Source organism: Pseudomonas sp. E1BtOHC1, from assembly GCF_058744285.1.
Genome location: NZ_CP196023.1, coordinates 6,552,023 through 6,572,231 on the forward strand (window position 1 = coordinate 6,552,023; position 20,209 = coordinate 6,572,231).

A 20,209-nucleotide genomic window follows, 5' to 3' on the forward strand; every position below is an offset into this window, starting at 1 on the left:
CGGATGACGGAGCATTCTGTTTCTCAACGGCTTGACGCGTGGACTCTAATGAGTCGCTCGCCTGTTGATCGCATCCTACGATAGGTCTGATACCCAGGTGTGTAAGAACAAGAACTAGTTCACACGCTCTTGCCGAAAAAGTAACGGAAGGCCTGCTGCATGCATCGAACCTGTATTACATCGGAGCTAAAATGCCTGACCAAAAACAAACCTGCATCGCCAAGTTCAAGAACAAGGAAGCCCTGATTGGCATCGTAGGGCTCGGCTATGTGGGCTTGCCGCTGATGTTGCGTTACAACGCGATCGGCTTCCGGGTGCTGGGTATCGATATCGATGATTCCAAGGTAGCCAAGCTCAATGCTGGCACCAGCTATATAGAACACATTGCCAGCGAGCACATCAGCCAGGCCAGAAACTCGGGATTTGAAGCGACCACCGACTTTCGCCGTGCCGGTGAGTGTGACGCACTGATCCTTTGCGTACCGACGCCACTGAACAAGTATCGCGAACCTGACATGAGTTTCGTGATCAACACCACCAATGCACTCAAGCCTTACCTGCGTGCAGGACAAGTGGTTTCCCTGGAAAGCACCACCTACCCGGGTACAACAGAAGAAGAACTGCTGCCCCGAGTACAGGAAAACGGCCTGATCGTTGGCGAAAACATCTTCCTGGTGTATTCACCGGAAAGGGAAGATCCGGGCAATGCCAACTTTGAAACCCGCACCATTCCCAAGGTAATCGGTGGTCACACCCCCAACTGCCTGGACGTGGGTATCGCGCTCTACGAGCAGGCAATCGACCAAGTAGTGCCTGTCAGCTCAACCAAAGCGGCGGAAATGACCAAGCTGCTGGAGAATATCCACCGCGCGGTCAACATCGGTCTGGTCAACGAAATGAAAGTCGTTGCCGACCGCATGGGCATCGACATCTTCGAAGTCGTCGATGCCGCTGCAACCAAACCTTTCGGCTTCACGGCCTATTACCCTGGCCCTGGCCTGGGTGGCCACTGCATTCCCATCGACCCCTTCTATCTGACCTGGAAGGCTCGCGAATACGGTTTGCACACGCGTTTCATCGAGCTCTCCGGCGAAGTCAACAAGGCAATGCCCGAGTACGTCCTGAGCAAGCTGATGGATGGCCTGAACAACAGTGGTAAGGCACTCAAGGGCTGCAAGGTCCTGGTCCTGGGCATCGCTTACAAGAAGAACGTGGATGACATGCGTGAATCTCCATCCGTGGAGATCATGGAGCTGATCGAGGCCAAGGGCGGCATCGTGGCCTACAGCGACCCTCATGTTCCGGTGTTCCCGAAAATGCGCGAGCACCACTTCGAACTGAGCAGCGAGCCGTTGACCGCAGAGAACCTGGCCGCATACGACGCGGTGGTCCTGGCGACAGATCATGATAAGTTCGATTACGAACTGATCCAGAATCACGCGCAATTGATCATCGACAGTCGCGGCAAGTACCGTGCTGCAGCGAGCAACGTCATCAAGGCCTGATCGACCACGAGACATCGCAGCGAGTTGCATGAGACAGGGGGCCATAGCCATACGGCCTCTGTTTCATGCCTCCTGCCACAGGCAGCTGAAACTCTTCCCCGAGGAACTCCATGAAACGCTTTGCCCTGATCGGCGCCGCCGGCTACATCGCCCCGCGCCACATGCGTGCCATCAAGGACACCGGCAACGAGCTGGTTTGTGCCTACGACATCAACGACTCCGTCGGCATCATTGACAGCCTTTCGCCTCAAAGCGAATTCTTCACCGAGTTCGAGCGCTTCTACGATCACGCCTGGCGTCTCAAGCGGGATCCGGCAACCGCCCTGGATATCGTTTCGATCTGCTCGCCCAACTACCTCCATCACGCTCATATCACTGCCGGCCTGCGCCTGGGGTGTGACGTGATCTGCGAGAAGCCGCTGGTACCCAGCGCAGCACTGCTGGACGACCTGAGCCTGACTGAACGCGAAACCGGCAAGCGCCTTTGGAACATCCTGCAACTGCGTCACCATCAGGCGATCATCGACCTGAAGAACCGTGTGCAGTCGCAACCCAGCGCCCATAAGCACGAGGTGGAACTGACGTACATCACCAGCCGTGGCCGCTGGTACATGGAAAGCTGGAAAGGCGACCCTCGAAAGTCCTTTGGTGTCGCGACCAATATCGGCGTGCACTTCTACGACATGCTGCACTTCATTTTCGGCAAGCTGCAGCGCAACGTTGTGCACTTCAGCAATGCCGACAAGGCCTGCGGCTATCTGGAGTATGAGAATGCCCGGGTACGCTGGTTCCTTTCCATTGATGCCAACGACCTGCCTGAATCGGTCAAAGGCAAGAAACCTACCTACCGCTCGATTACTGTCGACGGCGCGGAAATCGAGTTTTCCGAAGGTTTCACCGATCTCCATACCGTCAGCTACCAAGCAGTGCTCGACGGCAAGGGCTACGGTATCGAGGATACCCGGCACTGCGTGGAAACCGTCGAGACCATCCGGACCATGAACCCTGTCAGAGCTCAGGACAACGAAGGCCATCCCTTCCTGTCCCGCCTGGTCTGACAGTCATGAGCCATTACCAGCACCCTAGCGCCATCGTCGATGATGGTGCACAGATCGGCGAAGGTTCACGGGTCTGGCATTTCGTGCATGTATGCCCAGGCGCACAGATCGGCAAAGGGGTCTCCCTTGGCCAGAACGTCTTCGTCGGCAACAAAGTGGTCATCGGTGATCATTGCAAGATCCAGAACAATGTCTCGGTATATGACAACGTGACCCTGGAAGAGGGTGTGTTCTGTGGTCCAAGCATGGTCTTCACCAACGTCTACAACCCACGCTCATTGATCGAGCGCAAGGACCAATACCGCGACACCCTGGTGAAAAAGGGTGCCACGCTGGGCGCAAACTGCACCATTGTCTGCGGGGTCACCATCGGCGAATACGCCTTCGTCGGCGCAGGTGCTGTCATCAACAAGGATGTACCGGCCTACGCACTGATGGTTGGGGTGCCCGCACGACAGCTGGGCTGGATGAGCGAGTTTGGTGAACGCCTGGAACTGCCGGTCAAGGGGGAAGCCGAATGCCTCTGCCCACATACCGGCGCCCGCTATGTGTTGCGTGGCAACAACCTGAGCAAAATGGACGCACAGTAAATGATCGAATTCATCGACCTGAAGACCCAGCAAGCCCGCCTCAAGGACAAGATTGACGCGGGAATCGCTCGCGTTCTGTCCCACGGCCAGTACATCCTCGGCCCTGAAGTGGCTGAACTGGAAGAGCGCCTGGCCGCCTATGCAGGGGCAAAGTACTGCATCACCTGCGCCAACGGCACCGATGCCCTGCAGATCGCGCTCATGGCCCTGGGCGTAGGTCCAGGCGATGAAGTCATCACTCCTGGCTTCACCTACATAGCAACGGCGGAAACAGTCGCCCTGCTGGGTGCCAAGCCGGTCTATGTGGACATCGACCCGCAAACCTACAACCTGGACCCGGCCCTGCTGGAAGCGGCGATCACTTCACGCACCAAAGCCATTATTCCGGTCTCCCTGTACGGGCAGTGCGCCGACTTCGACGCCATCAACGCCATCGCCGGCAAGCACTCTCTTCCAGTTATAGAGGATGCTGCACAGAGCTTCGGAGCCAGCTACAAGAGCAAGGCCTCCTGCAACCTGAGCACCATTGCCTGCGCCAGTTTCTTCCCCAGCAAACCCCTGGGTTGCTATGGCGATGGTGGTGCGATCTTCACCAACGACGAAGAGCTGGCGACAATCATTCGCCAGGTCGCCCGACACGGCCAGGACCGTCGCTACCATCACATCCGCATCGGCGTAAACAGCCGCCTGGACACTCTGCAAGCCGCCATTCTGCTGCCCAAGCTGGAGATCCTCGAAGAAGAGATTCAATTACGCCAGCAAGTCGCGCAGAATTACGCACGACTTTTGACGCAAGCGGGAATCGTCGCGCCCTATATTGAATCCCACAATATCAGCGCCTGGGCACAGTTCACCGTACAGGTGGACAACCGCGATGCCGTGCAACAGCACCTCAAGCAATGCGGAGTGCCGACGGCTGTTCACTATCCGATTCCGCTAAATCTCCAACCGGCGGTCAAAGACGAGCACGCACAGCTTCCTGTGGGTGACGTTGTGGCAACACGAGTCATGAGTCTGCCGATGCATCCTTACCTGACTGCATCAGATCAGTCGCACATTGTCGAAGCGCTGGTCACCGCTAGCAAAATTTGATTGGAGTACACGCATGAAAATTGAAGGTTCAAAAGTTCTGGTCATCGGCGGCGCCGGATTCATCGGCAGCTTTGTGATTTCGGAACTGCTCAAGGCCGGCGTGGCCGAAGTTGTGGTTTATGACAACTTTGCCCGGGGCAAGCTCAGCAACATCTCCGAGCAGCTCAAGGATCCCCGCTGCCGCCTGTACGCCAATGGCGGTGACGTTCGCGAGATCGACCTGCTGAACGACGCCATGCAAGGCATGGACGGCGTCATCCACCTGGCCGCCATGTGGCTGCTGCACTGCAAGGACTTCCCACGCACGGCCTTCCACGTCAACGTCGAAGGCACCTTCAACGTTCTTGAAGCCTGCGTGAAGAACAACATCAAGCGTCTGGTCTACTCCTCGTCCGCCTCGGTCTATGGCGACGCAGTGGAAGTACCGATGACCGAAGACCATCCGTTCAACAACCGCAACTTCTACGGTTCCACCAAGATTGCCGGTGAAGCCATGTGCCACGCGTTCCACGACCGCTACGGCCTGAGCTATGTCGGCCTGCGCTACATGAACGTCTACGGCCCGCACCAGGACCAGACAGCCGCCTACACCGGCGTGATTCCGATCATGCTGAACAAGATCGATGCCAACGAAGGCCCGGTGATCAACGGCGACGGCAGCCAGGCTTACGACTTCATCTATGTCGAAGACGTTGCTCGCTGCAACGTCAAGGCGTTGGAAGCGGACGTCACCGACCAGTTCTACAACGTTGGTACTGGCGTACAGACCAGCATCAAGGAACTGTGCGACACCATTCTCGACATGAAAGAGTCCGACCTGGTCGTCCAGTATCGTCCCTACAGCGCTGACGATGCCCGTCGCATGGTACAGAACCGTATCGGCTGCCCGAAAAAAGCGGCTGAAGAACTGGGGTTCACCTACCAGTACGAGCTGCGTGAAGGCCTGCAGAAACTTATCGATTGGCGCACCACGCACGGGGCGGAGTAAACACAATGGAAAAGCGTAACATTGCTATCTCGTTACCCAGCACCGGCGAAGAAGAATGGCAGGCAGCACGTGAGCCGCTGATGACCGGCTGGTTGACCCAAGGCCCCAAAGTGGCAGCCTTTGAAGAAGCCTTTGCCAAGCGCCATCAGGTTCCTCACGCACTGGCAGTGACCTCTTGCACCACGGGTCTGCACCTGGCGCTCGCCGGCCTGGATATCGGTCCGGGCGACGAAGTCATCGTTCCGACCTTTACCTGGATCGCCACCGCCAACGTGGTGCTGTACTGCGGCGCCACTCCGGTATTCGTCGACATCGACCCCCTGACCTACAACCTGGATATCAGCCAGGTCGCCGCCAAGGTCACCGACAAGACTCGGGCCGTCATTGCCGTGCACCTGTTCGGCCGTTGCCTGGATATCGATGCTCTGCGAGCGGCGCTGCCGGCGCAGGTCGCCATTATCGAAGACGCCGCCTGTGCCGCAGGCGCTGACTGGAAAGGCCGCCCTGCCGGCAGCCTGGGCGATGCCGCGGCATTTTCCTTCCACCCGCGCAAGTCGGTGACTACCGGCGAAGGCGGCATGGTAACCACCAGCAACCCGGAGCTGGCTGAACGCATGAGCCAGTTGCGCAGCCACGGTGCCTCGCTCTCCGAAGAACAGCGCCATCTGGGCCCACGCCCCTATCTGCTGCCGGAGTTCAACCTGCTGGGCTTCAACTACCGGATGACCGACCTGCAAGGTGCAATCGGCCTGGTACAGCTGGGCAAGCTGGACGGCTTTATCGACGAACGTGCGCGCTGGGCCCAGTACTACTGCGAACAACTGGCCGATATCGACTGGCTGCGACTCCCTACCACTCCGGAAGGCAGCCGCCACGGCTGGCAGGCATTCGTTACCTACATCGACCCGCAAAAAGCCCCGATGCCGCGTAACGACATGATGGAAATTCTCCAGGCCAAGGGCATCTCCACCCGTCCTGGCACCCACGCCGTGCACATGCTGGCTTACTACCGTGAACGTTTCGGCCTCAAACCCGAAGACTTCCCGGGCGCCCGCGACTGCAACGACCACACCATGGCGATTCCGCTGCACAACAGGATGAGCGAAGAAGACTACGCCTACGTAGTCGAGGCCATTCGCCAACTGCGCTGAGTAACAGCACCTGCATCCCGCTCACTCGAGCGGGATGACCTTTTTCAGGCAACGGAACTGCGCAGACCTGCGCATTTCCTACTGCACTCCCCCCGATCCAAAGGAGCATCAAAACGCATGTGCGGCATTACCGGCCTCATCCATCTCGATAACAACCCGGTATCGCCTGCAGTTCTGCAGCGCATGACGGATGCCATTGCCCATCGCGGTCCCGATGGCGAAGGGCATTGGATTGAAGGCAATGTGGGCCTGGGCCATCGGCGCCTGGCAATCATCGACTTGTCTCCTGCCGGCCACCAGCCGGCCGCCTCCCTCTCCCAGCGCCATGTACTGGTCTACAACGGCGAGGTCTACAACTTCCGTGAGCTGCGCACCGAACTGGAAACCCTGGGCTACCAGTTCCGTTCACGCACTGACACTGAAGTGGTTCTCAATGCCTTGATCGCCTGGGGGGCACAAGCACTGGAGCGCTTCAACGGCATGTTCGGCCTGGCCCTGTGGGATCGCCAGGAACAAACGCTGTTGCTGGCCCGGGATCGCTATGGCATCAAGCCGCTGTATTACGCACATCAAGGGCAGACCCTAGCCTTCGGCTCTGAACAGAAAGCCATCCTGGCGATGCCCCAGTTTCAGCGCAGCCTGGACAAGGAAGCCCTGCTGGAATACTTCACCTTCCAGAACATCTTTACCGACAAGACATTGCTCAACGATGTGAAGCTGCTGCCCGCCGGCCACTATGCCGTGCTGGACATGAAGCGGCGCACGCCGGCCCTGCAATTCACCCAGTACTGGGATTACAACTTCCAGGAACCCAAGGTCAAAGCCAGCGACGAAGAGTACCGTGAAGAGCTGGACCGTTTGTTCCAGCAGGCCGTCAACCGGCAGCTGGTGACTGACGTTGAATTGGGCAGTTATCTGAGTGGCGGAATGGATTCCGGCTCGATCACTGCGATCGCGGCCAAGTCCTATCCCTACATGAAAACCTTTACCTGTGGTTTCGATCTCAACTCCGCCTCGGGTATCGAAATGGGGTTCGATGAGCGCAGTAAAGCCGAATACATGTCCTACCACTTCAAGACCGAACATTACCAAATGGTCCTGAAAGCCGGAGACATGGAAAGAGCCCTGCCCAAACTGGCCTGGCACCTGGAAGAACCCAGAGTGGGCCAGAGCTACCCGAACTACTACGCCGCCCAATTGGCATCGAAATTCGTCAAGGTAGTCATGTCCGGAGCCGGCGGGGACGAGTTGTTTGGCGGCTATCCATGGCGCTACTACCGTGCCGTGGTCAACGATGACTTCGAACACTACATCGATAAGTACTACGCATTCTGGCAGCGGCTGATTCCCAACAATGAGATCAAGCAGGTCTTTGCGCCGATCTGGAAAGATGTAAAGCATGTGTGGACCCGGGACATCTTCCGTGATGTCTTCAAACACCACGCAGACAATCTGTACACCCCGGAAGACTATATCAACCACTCGCTGTACTTCGAAGCCAAGACCTTCCTTCATGGTTTGCTGGTAGTCGAAGACAAACTCAGCATGGCCCATGGCCTGGAAAGCCGTGTGCCATTCCTGGATAACGATCTGGTTGATTTCGCCATGCGCTGCCCGGTTCATTTGAAGCTGAACAATCTGGCCGATGTGATAAGAGTCAACGAGAACGATCAGGGCGATAAAGTCAGCAAGTACTTTGAAAAAGCTCGAGACGGCAAGCAGATCTTCCGCGATGTCATGAAACGATACATTCCGGACGATATCGCCCGGGCTGAGAAACAAGGCTTCTCCGCGCCGGACTCCAGCTGGTTCAAAGGCGAGAGCATGGAGTTTGTCAGAAGGAAACTGCTGAATAAAAACGCACATATCTATGACGTTTTTGACCAGTCCGCACTGACTTCGCTTGTCGAGGAACATCTTTCAGGAAAACAGAACAGAAGGCTGTTGATCTGGTCCCTGTTGAATATGGAAGAGTATATGCAAGGCTGCTTTGCATGATCTTGTTGTACCAGCCTTGACCCGTCATATATAAAGCCGCCGTGTGAAACATCACGATCAAGATCCGGCCATAGCAGCACTGACCCAGCGCTGCTATGGCTGCAGAGTCAGCATGAAAGAAGCAATGCACAGGACGTAAAATGAAAATCATCTTCAAAATAGCCCAATCTGCATGCTTCTTTTTATTCTCGTTTTTTTGCTTTGCCTTATTCCTGCTGCCGGCCCTGGCCATGAGAATCAAGCGCAGTTGCAGCAAGCGGCCGGCAAAACCTGAATATGTCTTTGTCGGCATACACGAGATTGCCAACAACATCAGCGAACTGTCTGCCGCATTGGCAAAACAGCACATTACCGTGCGCAGTGCTCGCTCCCACGCTGGGGTCTTCTACGGAGAAACCGACGCACAAGGCGCCTCTGCCCTGGCCCTGAAAATCCGCCTGTTCAGCGAACCACTCTGTCGTTCCCGACATTTACCCTGGATCCTTTTACGCGCCGATCAGGCCTGGTTCATCTGGTGCACCAGCCTACTCGCGCTGAACCTCGACTACATCCTCTATCGCCTCGCCGGGGTTGACCTGGTTGTTCAGCACTGCGGAGATGATGTGCGTTGCCGCCACCTGCATGACGCATTGTTTGAAAAGTACACGCCCGGTATAGCGATTGGTTCCTATCCCGCACTCCCCCTGGTGGACATGCTGAGAAAGTACTATCGCCAGTTCATGGCCGAGCGCTTTGCCAAGACGATTTCCTCAAGGAACCAGGCGACCTTCCAGACTGGGATGCTGGGACACTTCACGTTCAGCCAGACGTCGCTACTGACCGGCCCGCGTCGTCCGGGAGAGATCCCGGTTCTCGTTCACGCCCCCTCGAACCGGGCAGTAAAACGAACCGACCTCGTGCTGGAGGCAGTGGAAACGCTCCGACAAAAGGGCTACGCGTTCGAGTTTCACCTGCTGGAGCACATCCCCAATCACCAAGTGGTCAGCATGTTGCTGGCAGCGGACATAGTTGTCGACCAGCCAGCCACCTGGCCAGGTCGATTCGGCATCGAAGGCGCTGCCGCATCCTGTGCAATCGTTTCAGGAAACTATGATGTTTTTACTGGCTTGCCGGCCTCTCCCATCATCCAGTTTCCTGTTGATGCGAACCTGCTGGCCTCTTGCCTGGAAAAACTGCTGGCCGATCGCGCTTATCTGGAAAGCGTCATGGCCGCTTGCTGGGGATTCTGGCAGGAGAAGTACAGCGAAGAAGCATTTATCAAAAATTACTTCAAAATCTGGAACAACCAACACGATACATTCCCACCATTACCTGAGCAGAAGGCAATACTCCTGGCTGCCGCAAAAGGCAAACTTCAACGCCTGTTCATCAAGTACTTTTACTTTCCTTCAAACCAGGATAACCGCTAGGGTTTTGCCGACATATGTTCAAGCTCTTTATTCGAGACAGTGTCATTTACGCAATCCCCGCACTGCTTTCGAAGGGGCTCGCGCTATTTCTGGTGCCGTTGTACACCCGAGTGCTGAGCCCGGAAGACTACGGTTCTCTGGACTTGTTGCTGGTTTTCTCAGGCCTTATCGCACTGACCATTGCCCTGGAGGTGTCCCAGGGCATAGCGCGCTTCTATTCAGCGGAAACAGACCCTGATCGCCGTTGCGCCTATGCATCGTCCGCCTTCTGGTTCACTGCCGGGTGCTACTCGCTGTTCGCCGTGATCACCCTGGCCTATGCCGATGATCTGTCCACCTGGATCATGGGGCGCGAAGGACTGACTGGCGCCTTCAAGGTCGGCATTGTCTACATTTTCTTCAACGGTCTGTTCAACCTCATCCAGAACCAGTTCCGCTGGGAATTGCGCAGCAAGCACTATGCACTCGTCAGCATCATTGTCTCCCTGGTCACTGCTGGAGCTGCAGTACTCCTCACCTACGGTGCAGGAATGGGCTTGCAAGGGCTGCTATGGGGCATGAGCGCCGGAGTCATCATTGGCACTGTCTACGGGCTGTATCACCTGCGGCAGAGCTTTCGCTTTCGCTTTGATTGGGCCCGGCTCAAGGAGATGCTGGCGTTCTCCATCCCCTTGGTCCCTGCCAGTGTGACGGTCCTTGCCAGCATTTATATCGACCGTTTGCTGATCAACCACTTTGTGTCGATCGGCGAGGTCGGGCTGTATGGAGTCGCTGTCCGGTTGGCCAGTGCCGTCAGCCTGGTCATGGTCGGTTTCCAAGGGGCCCTGACACCATTGATCTATACCTACTACCGCGAAGCCGATACTCCCAGGCAGTTGGCGCGTATTTTCAGGGTGTTCTGCTGCTTTGCATTACTGACTTACCTGACACTTGGGCTGTTTGCCCATGACGTCCTGGTACTGATGACAACCTCAGACTACTACTCAGCCTCCAAGCTGATTGTCTTCCTGGTACCGTCAATTCTCCTGGCCCAGATGTACATTTTTGCCCCTGGCATCAGCATCGCCAAGAAAACCCACATGACCATCTGGATCAATCTCGCGGGGCTGATTGCCAACATTGCCCTGGGACTGATCTTGATTCCTCGTTTGGGAGGCAGCGGCGCCGCCATTGCAATGCTCCTGGGAAGTTCGCTGACGTTCGTCATCTATATGCTGTGCAGTCAAAGGCTGTATCCCGTGCCGCATAAGTGGTGGCCGCTTTGCGGCTCAATGACTGCAACGGTCGTGGCGCTGTTTCTGGCACTGCGATTGGGTTCAGAACTGGACAGCTACTTGCGTTGGTTGGTCAACCTGATGTTCATCAGCAGCACGGCAGTGATTTTTGTGGCCTTGGGGCTTGTTCAGGTTTCCGAGCTGCGTAAAGCCGGACAGATGGTCCGCAGCCGCCTTAAACTTTTTTCGCAAAGAAGTAGCTAATTTATGTGTGGAATACTCGGTTTCTTCTCCGTCAGCGAAACCCACTCTTACTCCCAGAGTATCGACGCGGCCATTCAGACCTTGCGCCATCGTGGACCGAATGACTTCGGCTACGAAGAGATGCCGGTTGCCTCCAACAAACTAGTGCTGGGTCACACGCGCCTATCCATTATTGACTTGTCCTTAGCCGGCCATCAGCCGATGCACTCCAAGGACCAGCTTTTTTCCATCGTCTTCAATGGCGAAATCTACAACTACCGCGAATTGCGTACTGAGTTGCAAGCCCTGGGGCACGTGTTCCATTCGGACTCCGACACCGAGGTGTTGCTAGCGGCCTGGATTCAATGGGGAGCCGACTCCCTTGCACGCTTGCGCGGAATGTTTGCGTTCGCGGTTTTTGACCGAGTGGCCAACAGGCTCTCCTGCATTCGCGATCCCTTCGGGATCAAGCCGTTCTACTACACCCGTGAAGGCGACAACTTCCTTTTCGCCTCAGAAATGCCAGCATTGAAAGCGTTGAAGCAGAACAAGGTTCAGCTCAACTGGCAACGCGCCTACGACTACCTGGTGCATGGCGATTACGATTCCCAGGCCTCGACCTTTTTCGAAGGCGTGCATCAGCTGATGCCCGGGCACTTGTTGCACCTTGATCTATCCAACGGCCAGCTCAGTGCACCGCAACAGTGGTGGCGACCGAAGGTAGAACAGACGTCAACCCTGAGCTTCCCGGCAGCCGCTGATGAGTTGCGCGAACGTTTCCTGCATAACATCAAGCTGCATCTGCGCAGCGACGTTCCCCTGGGAGCGGCATTGTCCGGTGGACTGGACTCTTCGGCAGTGGTTTGCGCCATGCGCAAGATCGAACCGGATGCAGCCATCAATACATTCAGCTATATCGCCCGCGATAGCGCCGTATCAGAGGAATCCTGGGTCGACCTGGTCAACGCCAAGGTCAACGCCAAGGCTCACAAGGTACTGGTCAGCCCCCAGGAACTGTCCAATGACCTGGATGACATGATTCGCGCTCAAGGTGAGCCCTTTGGCAGCACCAGCATCTACGCCCAGTACCGGGTCTTCAAGCTGGCCAAAGACAACGCCATCACGGTAACGCTCGATGGTCAGGGAGCCGATGAGTTACTGGCCGGCTATCACGGCTACCCAGGAAAACGCATCAAGAGCATGCTCGAACAGGGCCATTACCGGCAGGCTCTGAACTTCGCAAGGCAGTGGTCAAAATGGCCAGACAGAAGTTTGAAGCACTGCTTCAAGACGGTCGTTGCCGAGTGCGCCGAAGGCCCCGTGTACGACTTGCTCAGACGTGGAAACGGCATGCAGGCCAGCCCTTCGTGGATAGATACACAGATGCTGCGTGACGCCGGTGTGCACATCGGTTATCCACAACAGAAATCACCCTACGATCTGCCCGGACGCAAACTGGCCTCCGAGCTGGCATTCTCACTGACCCACCGCGGGCTACAGTCACTGTTGCGCCATGGCGATCGGAATTCGATGCGTTTTTCCATCGAGAGTCGGGTGCCTTTCCTCACCTCCGACATGGCCGACTTCCTGCTTTCCTTGCCAGAAAACTATCTGATCTCGCAATCAGGAGAAACCAAGTCCGTCTTCCGGGCAGCGATGCGTGGAATAGTTCCAGACGCCATCCTGGACCGAAGGGACAAGATCGGCTTCTCTACCCCCGAACAGGTGTGGCTGGTACAACTGGCCGAGCAGATCCGAGGCTGGCTGAAGATTGATCTTGGACTGCCATTCCTGAACCAGCCACAAATCCTTGAAGAGTTCGAGAAAATCATTTCAGGGAAAGCTGCTTTCTCCTGGCAAGTCTGGCGCTGGATCAACTTCACCCGGTGGTATCAACATAACTTTGAACTGCGCTGATTGAGGCAACCCGGCCAAAGCTCGATTAACCCACCGGGGATGGCAGCCAAGTCTTGAGATTGAAAAAGTGAGAACAGTGATGACGATTAAAACTGATTCGCCTAAAGACCCGGGAGCTTCACCAAAGGCTGACGAAGCACTTCTGCAACAGGTAAAAAGAGTAATCAACCAATTACGCGCCGATATATTCTCCAAGTTCAAGAGGCATGTCTCGATAAACGACCTGCTCTCGGATCGCTGGGAGACGGCCAGGTTCTACGGATTTGGAGAAGGGACATCCTGCTACAACAACGTGCTGATCCTGGGTGATGTAAAGGTTGGAAAAAACACCTGGATTGGCCCCAATGTGGTGCTGGACGGCTCCGGCGGGTTGGAGATCGGCAGCTACGTGTCCGTCAGCTGCGGTGTACAGATATACACCCACCACACCGTGGAATGGAGTACATCCTTGGGGCAAGTTGAAGCCAGCCGAAAACCTACGAAAATAGGCGACGGAGTCTACATCGGCCCCAACTCGATCATTCAGATGGGTGTCAGCATTGGTGACGGTGCGATTATCGGCGCCATGAGTTTTGTAAACCGCGATGTTCCTGCGGGGGCAAAATTCTACGGTGCTCCGGCTCGGCAACAGGGGTAATAAGCCGCCTGGGTCAGCATACGTATGTACCCCATTACTGACCGATTGCTGCGCGATAGAACGGTTCTTGATTCTGGATATTTTCCCTCTCCAATGGCAAAATAATGCGTCTGTGCAGCTATTGAGTGCAAGCAATAATAGAGCTCTAAAGTTTGAGCACTCAACAAAGCCTCATATTGATATTCAGAAACTAAACATTAACGTAACGCAATACTGCATACGCCCCATCCAGGACTTGACGACCAGAAGATGAATATAGTTTTTATCGTGCATTATTTCCCACCTATTAATAGTGCAGGTGCGAAACGAATTGAAGCCATCTCCAAATACTTGGCTGCAGAAGGTCATGCAGTCACAGTCATCACGACCAAGAAAACCTCTGCGGATGGGGATTTCAGTGAGTCCCTTCCCGACAAGGTCAACGTTCTGGAACTCGACAAGATGGGGCGAATTTCCACATCGGAAAAAGCCGATGTAGCTTTTGAGCCCATGTATGTAGGCACTCCCTCCTGGCGGAGAAAACTGAAAAACTATATTCAAAACATACTGGGACAGGTTCCGGACCCAAGACTACCTTTTGCTTTTTCATTCTTGAGTCCATGGTTAGACCCTCAAGCAAAGGCAGCCTTGGCTGCCGCGGATATCGTTGTCGGATCATCGCCCCCCTGGCCCATGTTGCTGGCTGCACTGTTCTGTAAAAAAAGATTCAATGTGCCTTGCGTCCTCGACTACAGGGATCAGTTCAGCGAATGTCACGGTATGCCAGGCGGTCCATTTGCCAAATGGCTGGAGTTACGTATCGATCGTTGGTTGGCCCGCAGTGCTGATCATGTGGTTACCATTTCAGAGCCCATGGCCTCTTACTATAAAGCTATGACTACCAATGTGTCGGTCATCATGAACGGCTATGATCATCTGGTCCTAAGTCAGGCTCGATCAACTCCGGTAGTACGTTCGGCCGATAAAGTAACTATCCGCTACATGGGAGTAGTCTCTCCTGAAAGAGTTCCTCACAACATTATGAAGGCACTGGTTCAGTTAAAAAAAGACATTCCTGAAAATTATGAGAAGTTTAATATCGAATATTATGGTCGCGCAGAACTGGTCAAGCAGGCCATTAAAAATCAATACCCATCAATTGCATCCGCATTCAGCTTCAACTCTGCGGTGGCTTACACTCGTTCACTAGAGTTGATTATCCACTCGGACTATCTTTTGTTCGCTGAAACCTCTGTCCGCAGCTCATTGAGCGCACAAGGAATTTTGACAACCAAGCTGTTTGAGTACATCGGCTCAGGGCGCCCGGTGCTCGCAGATATTTCCGCTGACACACTGGCAGGATCGATATTGAAGAGGGCCCATCCCTCAAGTCTTGTAGACGATAACCAGGACAGTTTCCTCAGCGCCTTTAGCCACCCTGACTTTTATCCAAGACAAGAGGATTCACTCTCAGAGTTTTCCCAAGGCTTTTCTCGTCAGTCACAAGCCCTTCAATATGCTGATCTGCTGACCTCCGTAATTAACGGAAAATGAGCTGACGCAAACACACTGGCGGCTTGGAGAACCCTCTCCAGGCCTCTAGTCCTAAGTAACTGCCCTGTATCGTCAGTGGCATCACTCACTGCCACGCAGACCAACGCAAAAGACGTCAGCCCCCATCCACATACTCGTGCAGGCGCCTTCAACTTTCTCCGAAAGTCCATGTTTGCCAGGATGGTTTCAGTGTCCAGACAATGGATAAAGCCTTCCCTCCTCCCACCGCCCTCGCAAGGACGCTCCATGACCGATACAACCCCCCCAGAACAATGGCCTCCCGCCGGCTGCCCTCCCCTGGCCTGGCCGGACCTGCCCGATCAGGCTGCACGGCTGAGCTGGTATCTGGCGGTCATCGGCGCCTACGGTGCACTGTGGGAAGGCCACGTCAACGAGCCGGAATTGACCCCTGTCAGCGAGGACGCCTTGCAGGCGCTGGAGCAACGCCTGGGCTGCCCATTGCCGCGGTCGCTGCGCGACTACCATCGGCAACTGGGGGTGCTGTCCCTGGCGGAAATCCTCTGTAGCGTCGAGCCCGGCACTATGCCCATCCAGCCACTGCTGAAAGCCTATCCCGGCATCGTGGACATTCCCGGGACCGATCTGGACCTGTCCCTGGCCCAACAGCTGATCGCCTTCGGCGACTACTTGGGCAACGGCAATATGTTCTGTTTTGAACGCAACAGCGGCGTGGTGTACTACTTCGATCACGACACAGGCATAGCGCTGACACGCTTCTTCGACTCCCCCGAGGAGTACCTGGATGCGCTGATGCTGTTCTGCCTGGCGGAGGTGTATGACGACGATGATGCTGCCGAAGCATTGATCAGCCAGCGCTACGGAGAGGACCTGGTGCGCAAGTGGCGCTACTGAATAACAAGGCCCTCGGTCTCTGCTGAGGCTGATGCCCGTGCACAATCTGCGACTCCTACCCTCGAACAAGGATGCTCCATGCTTCAGCGTGCCCTGATCTGCACACTCCTGGCACTGATTGCCTTACCCGCCAGCGCCGCGCCAGCCAAGGTCGAACGCCGTTGTGGCTGGTTCGAGAATCCGACCCCAGCCAATGCCACCCTCACCGACCGCGACGGCGTCTGGGAAATAGCCACCCAAGGCGGCTATCAGGCCGAGGGCGACTGGCCCACCTTCAACGACCAGCAATGGGTGCGCACCAACAACCACTACGGCTACGGCTGTGCCTGCGTCAGCGCCAGTGCTGATCCACAGACCCATCGCCTCGACCAATTGCACAAGGCCCAGGCCCGCCCGCTGTCCGCCTGTCGCAGCGATCCCAGCCTGTATGAACCCTTGCGGGAGGAAGACGGGATACCGGTATTACCCAAGGATTCACCACGCTTCAACGGACCGGGATTCAGCCTGCAGTACCCCCAAGGTTGGAAGCTCAGCCAGACGCAAAACTGCCTCACCCTGGACCACCCGAAAAAACGCCCGAACGAGGAATACACCCTCCACCTGTGCCTGCGGCAGGGCAGCCTGGAACAGGCCGCCGAAGAGCTGTTTTTCTATCAGGAAAGCGGCGTCTGGATGCGCAGCGCCGGAAGGGATGCACCCAGCCCGGTGCAGGACATCTCAGGCCACGGCTGGAAAGGCTTGCGGGCCTATCAGACCTGCGGCATCAGCGATGAGGAAACCGGCTTTCACGCCTATGGTGGCACCTGCCTGATGGCGTTGCTCGACAGTGGTCGGCGTCAGGTGGTGGCTGACAGCGTGGGGTTCTTCCAGGACTTCGCGACCCTGGATGCGATCCTGCACTCGATCCGCTTCGACCCGGTGCCAGCGGCGCAACAGAACCCGCACTAAGGCACGGCCCTATAGAGGGTCTGCAGGTGGCACAGGCGCAAGCCGCAGTGCTCCAGGTTGCGCCGGCTTTGCGAGTTCACCAGTGCGGTGGCCGCCACACTCTGGGCGCCGAGGGCGACGGCCTGCTGCAGGCGATGGGCGATCAGGGCCCGGTGATACCCCTGGCCCCGGGCGGCCTTGGTGGTAAAGGCGGTGCCCAGGTAGGCCACGCCGTTGTCGGCAATGAATAGCGCCGCACCAGCCACCGCAGCGCCCTGGTCCCGTAGCAGGTACAGATGCCCACGCCCATCCTTGAGCAAGCCGCCGAAGGCCGCCTGGTTGACTGGGCGGGCGGCCGCTGGGGTATTGAAGCCTTCGCGGTGCAGAACGCAGAAACCTTCCAGGGTCGATGCGCTCACCAGCTCGATATCCAGCACCGAAGGCGGCACCACCAACTCGTCCACCGAGGCGAACAGCTGTCCGTGGGTCCAGCCCTTGAGGCGCTGCAAGCGCTGCCCCTCCAGATCCAAGGTGGGCGTCACCTTGGCTGACTCGGTGATCAAGGCGATCGCCGGGGCGTAGGCCGCGCAGGTCTGTAGCAGATCGACAAGACTGCGGGGCTGTTGCGTCCTGTCGCCGTGCACCCGGTTCATCATCGGACTGGGATTGCCGCCCACGACAAAGGCTCCGCAATCCTGATCACCATAGAGCTGCGCCTGATAAGGGTTTCCCGGCAGACTCGCCACGCCCTGGACCCGGGCCCGCAGGTATTGGTGCTCCGCGTATTCAAGCGCCAGGGCGCGGCGGCGATCCATATCAGCGACCGCCTATCGGGGTTTCGCTGACCCAGGGCACCCGAACCTGTTCAGCAATGCTCGCAGCCTGCTGCTGCAGGACCTCGAGTTTGGCTCGACGCCCAAACAACCCGCTGAAGTGCAGCAGCAGGCGCCCGGCAAACCCCAGGGCATCGCCACGCTTGCGCGGGATCAGGTGCAGATGGGCATGGGGGATGTGCTGGTTGGTGGCCCGACCATCATTGACCAGCAGGTGGGTGCCTTCGACGCCGTAGCCGGCACGCCGCTGCGCGGCCACCAATCCATCGAACACCTGATACAGATGCTGACGGACGAAGCCGGGCAATTGATCGAGCTTTTCCACGTGGGGCTGGGGAATCAGCAGGACATGACCCGCCCCCAGGGGATGCACGTCCATGAAGGCCATGCAGTGTTCATCGCGGTAAACCACGGCCGCCGGCAGGGTGCCGGCGACGATCTGACAGAAAATGCAGTTCATCCATGAATCCTCAAGTGACAAGGTGCGTCCTGGCGGGCTACGTCAATGTAACCCACCTTGTCCCTTGAAGGCCTGTCCCTTGAAGCCCGATCTCTCGAGAGTCCGTCCGCAGAACAGTCCTGCGGATCAGTCCAGGGCCAGATAGCCGCCGGCGTCGACTTCGATCATCACCGGCTGTTGGATATCCCTGAGACTCTGCAGCAGTTCCTGCAACTGCGCCGGGCTGTCAGCGCGATGGTGCGCCACATGGAAGCTTTGGGCCATGGCCTGGAAGTCCGGGGTGAGGATGTCCACCCCCAGCGGCGCGATGTCCCGGGCCTGCATGTAGTCGCGGATCTCGCCGTAGCACTGGTTGTTCCACACCAGCAGGATCACGCCGATCTGCGCTTCCCGGGCGGCGATCAGTTCGCTGCTGGCGAACTGCAAGCCGCCGTCCCCCACCAACGCCACCACCGGACGCTCGGGCTGTGCCAGCTTGGCGCCCATGGCTGCCGGCAGGCCGTAGCCCAGGGTGCCGTAACCGCTGCCGGCGTTGAACCAGCTGGCCGGGGCCGGGGCCTGGTAGCCGCAGGCGCCCTGATACACCGGCTGGGTAGAATCCCCCACCAGGATCGGGCTGCCCAGGGTGTCCCGCAGCAGGTCGAGCAAGCCCTGCAAGCCTTGTTGCTTGGGCGTCCAGCCGGTGCGTTCGGCCTGGTTGACCCGCTGTACACTGTCCACCGCCCAACGACCGCGAGAGCTGGGTTGCGTCACTTTGCCGAGCAAGGCTTGCAAGCCTTCCAGGGCGTCGCCCACCAGGCCGACATGGGCCCGTTGCACGCCCATGACTTGCATCGGGTCGATGTCCAGGCGGATCAACGAGCCTTTGAAACGCAGGGGGCCCAGGCCGAAGAAGTCGTAGTCGGTTTCCCCCAGCTCAGTGCCCACGGCCAGCACCACGTCGGCTTCATCGATCAACGCCCGGCCATGGGTCGAAGACTGCACGCCGTCGAGCAACAGCGGGTGGGCGCAGGGCAGCAGACCCCGGGCGTTGGTGGTCAGCGCTACCGGCGCTTGCAGGCGTTCGGCCAACTGACGCAGCGCCTCGGCGCAACCTCGGGCACCGCCGCCGGCCAGGATCAACGGCCGGTGGGCGCTGTTGAGCAAGGTCGCGGCCGCCTCGATCGAGGCTCCGGCCGGGGCCGGAGCACCGGGCAGGCTACGGGGCATCAGGTTGAGGTCAGCAGCGGGCATGTCCAGCACGTCCAGGGGAATCTCGATATGCACCGGTCGTGGCCGCGCGCACTTGAACACGGCAAAGGCCCGGGCCAGAAGCTCCGGCAGTTCCGCAGGCGACTGCAGGGTGTGACTGAAGGCGCAGACCCCGGCCACCATCGCCCGCTGGTCCGGCAGTTCATGCAGATGGCCATGGCCCAGGCGCAGGTGTTCGCGACGGTTGACCGTGGAGATCACCAGCATCGGCACCGAGTCGGCGTAGGCCTGGCCCATGGCGGTGAGGATATTGGTCATGCCAGGGCCGGTGATGATGAAGCAGACCCCGGGTTTGCCACTGGCCCGGGCGTAGCCGTCGGCCATGAACCCGGCGCCCTGTTCGTGCCGCGGGCTGACATGCCGCAGGCGACTGCCGTGCAGGCCGCGATAGAGCTCGACGGTGTGCACGCCGGGAATCCCGAACACCGTGTCCACGCCATAACCTTCCAGCAAACGAACCAGCGACTGCGCACAGGTGGTCATCGACTACTCCTCTTGTTCTTATGCGTCCGGACGACACCCTGCGCCCG

17 protein-coding genes are annotated in these 20,209 nt (G+C 57.5%); 14 read left to right on the forward strand and 3 right to left on the reverse strand.

Annotated features, from left to right (window positions below):
* The first annotated feature begins 191 nt into the window (after positions 1-191).
* The 14 genes from wbpA to ACSSVC_RS29645 all read left to right on the forward strand — a co-directional run bounded on the left by wbpA (position 192) and on the right by ACSSVC_RS29645 (position 17,156).
* Positions 192-1,505, forward strand: a complete 1,314-nt coding sequence (wbpA, locus tag ACSSVC_RS29580; RefSeq protein WP_346633913.1) for a UDP-N-acetyl-D-glucosamine 6-dehydrogenase — start codon at positions 192-194, stop codon at positions 1,503-1,505.
* A gap of 110 nt (positions 1,506-1,615) precedes the next feature.
* Positions 1,616-2,563 carry a Gfo/Idh/MocA family protein gene (locus tag ACSSVC_RS29585; RefSeq protein ID WP_346633912.1) on the forward strand — a complete coding sequence of 316 codons (948 nt, stop codon included), beginning with the start codon at positions 1,616-1,618 and terminating at the stop codon, positions 2,561-2,563.
* Between the two features lie 5 nt (positions 2,564-2,568).
* Positions 2,569-3,153: a UDP-2-acetamido-3-amino-2,3-dideoxy-D-glucuronate N-acetyltransferase gene (gene wbpD / locus ACSSVC_RS29590; protein ID WP_346633911.1), complete on the forward strand. Its 585-nt coding sequence runs from the start codon at positions 2,569-2,571 to the stop codon at positions 3,151-3,153.
* Positions 3,154-4,245 carry a DegT/DnrJ/EryC1/StrS family aminotransferase gene (locus tag ACSSVC_RS29595; protein WP_346633910.1) on the forward strand — a complete coding sequence of 364 codons (1,092 nt, stop codon included), beginning with the start codon at positions 3,154-3,156 and terminating at the stop codon, positions 4,243-4,245.
* Positions 4,246-4,258: 13 nt separating this feature from the next.
* Positions 4,259-5,233, forward strand: a complete 975-nt coding sequence (locus ACSSVC_RS29600) for an NAD-dependent epimerase/dehydratase family protein (protein WP_346633909.1) — start codon at positions 4,259-4,261, stop codon at positions 5,231-5,233.
* Positions 5,234-5,238: 5 nt separating this feature from the next.
* Positions 5,239-6,384, forward strand: coding sequence for a DegT/DnrJ/EryC1/StrS family aminotransferase (locus ACSSVC_RS29605; protein WP_346633908.1), 1,146 nt, complete (start codon positions 5,239-5,241; stop codon positions 6,382-6,384).
* Positions 6,385-6,501: 117 nt separating this feature from the next.
* On the forward strand, positions 6,502-8,382 hold the full coding sequence (gene asnB, locus ACSSVC_RS29610; protein WP_346633907.1) for an asparagine synthase (glutamine-hydrolyzing): 1,881 nt from the start codon (positions 6,502-6,504) through the stop codon (positions 8,380-8,382).
* 140 nt (positions 8,383-8,522) lie between these two features.
* Positions 8,523-9,791 carry a glycosyltransferase family protein gene (locus tag ACSSVC_RS29615; RefSeq protein ID WP_346633906.1) on the forward strand — a complete coding sequence of 423 codons (1,269 nt, stop codon included), beginning with the start codon at positions 8,523-8,525 and terminating at the stop codon, positions 9,789-9,791.
* A 14-nt stretch (positions 9,792-9,805) separates the two neighbouring features.
* The gene (locus tag ACSSVC_RS29620) at positions 9,806-11,269 is read left to right on the forward strand and encodes an oligosaccharide flippase family protein (protein WP_346633905.1); all 1,464 of its coding nucleotides are present in this window, start codon (positions 9,806-9,808) and stop codon (positions 11,267-11,269) included.
* A 3-nt stretch (positions 11,270-11,272) separates the two neighbouring features.
* On the forward strand, positions 11,273-13,165 hold the full coding sequence (asnB, locus tag ACSSVC_RS29625) for an asparagine synthase (glutamine-hydrolyzing) (RefSeq protein ID WP_346633904.1): 1,893 nt from the start codon (positions 11,273-11,275) through the stop codon (positions 13,163-13,165).
* 79 nt (positions 13,166-13,244) lie between these two features.
* On the forward strand, positions 13,245-13,802 hold the full coding sequence (locus ACSSVC_RS29630) for an acyltransferase (protein ID WP_346633903.1): 558 nt from the start codon (positions 13,245-13,247) through the stop codon (positions 13,800-13,802).
* Between the two features lie 249 nt (positions 13,803-14,051).
* Entirely contained in the window at positions 14,052-15,335 is a 1,284-nt protein-coding gene (locus tag ACSSVC_RS29635; RefSeq protein WP_346633902.1) for a glycosyltransferase, read from the forward strand.
* 246 nt (positions 15,336-15,581) lie between these two features.
* Complete coding sequence (locus ACSSVC_RS29640) at positions 15,582-16,208, forward strand: SMI1/KNR4 family protein (protein WP_492611794.1); 627 nt, start codon at positions 15,582-15,584, stop codon at positions 16,206-16,208.
* Positions 16,209-16,286: 78 nt separating this feature from the next.
* Positions 16,287-17,156, forward strand: coding sequence for a DUF4087 domain-containing protein (locus tag ACSSVC_RS29645; protein WP_346633900.1), 870 nt, complete (start codon positions 16,287-16,289; stop codon positions 17,154-17,156).
* Here ACSSVC_RS29645 and ACSSVC_RS29650 read toward each other — a convergent pair.
* From ACSSVC_RS29650 to ACSSVC_RS29660, 3 genes are all read right to left on the reverse strand, one after another.
* Complete coding sequence (locus ACSSVC_RS29650; protein ID WP_346633899.1) at positions 17,153-17,950, reverse strand: GNAT family N-acetyltransferase; 798 nt, start codon at positions 17,948-17,950, stop codon at positions 17,153-17,155. The two genes, ACSSVC_RS29645 and ACSSVC_RS29650, sit on opposite strands and share 4 nt — an antisense overlap.
* Position 17,951: 1 nt before the next feature.
* Entirely contained in the window at positions 17,952-18,428 is a 477-nt protein-coding gene (locus tag ACSSVC_RS29655) for an HIT family protein (RefSeq protein ID WP_346633898.1), read from the reverse strand.
* A 126-nt stretch (positions 18,429-18,554) separates the two neighbouring features.
* On the reverse strand, positions 18,555-20,162 hold the full coding sequence (locus ACSSVC_RS29660) for a 5-guanidino-2-oxopentanoate decarboxylase (protein WP_492611795.1): 1,608 nt from the start codon (positions 20,160-20,162) through the stop codon (positions 18,555-18,557).
* Between the last annotated feature and the right edge of the window lie 47 nt (positions 20,163-20,209).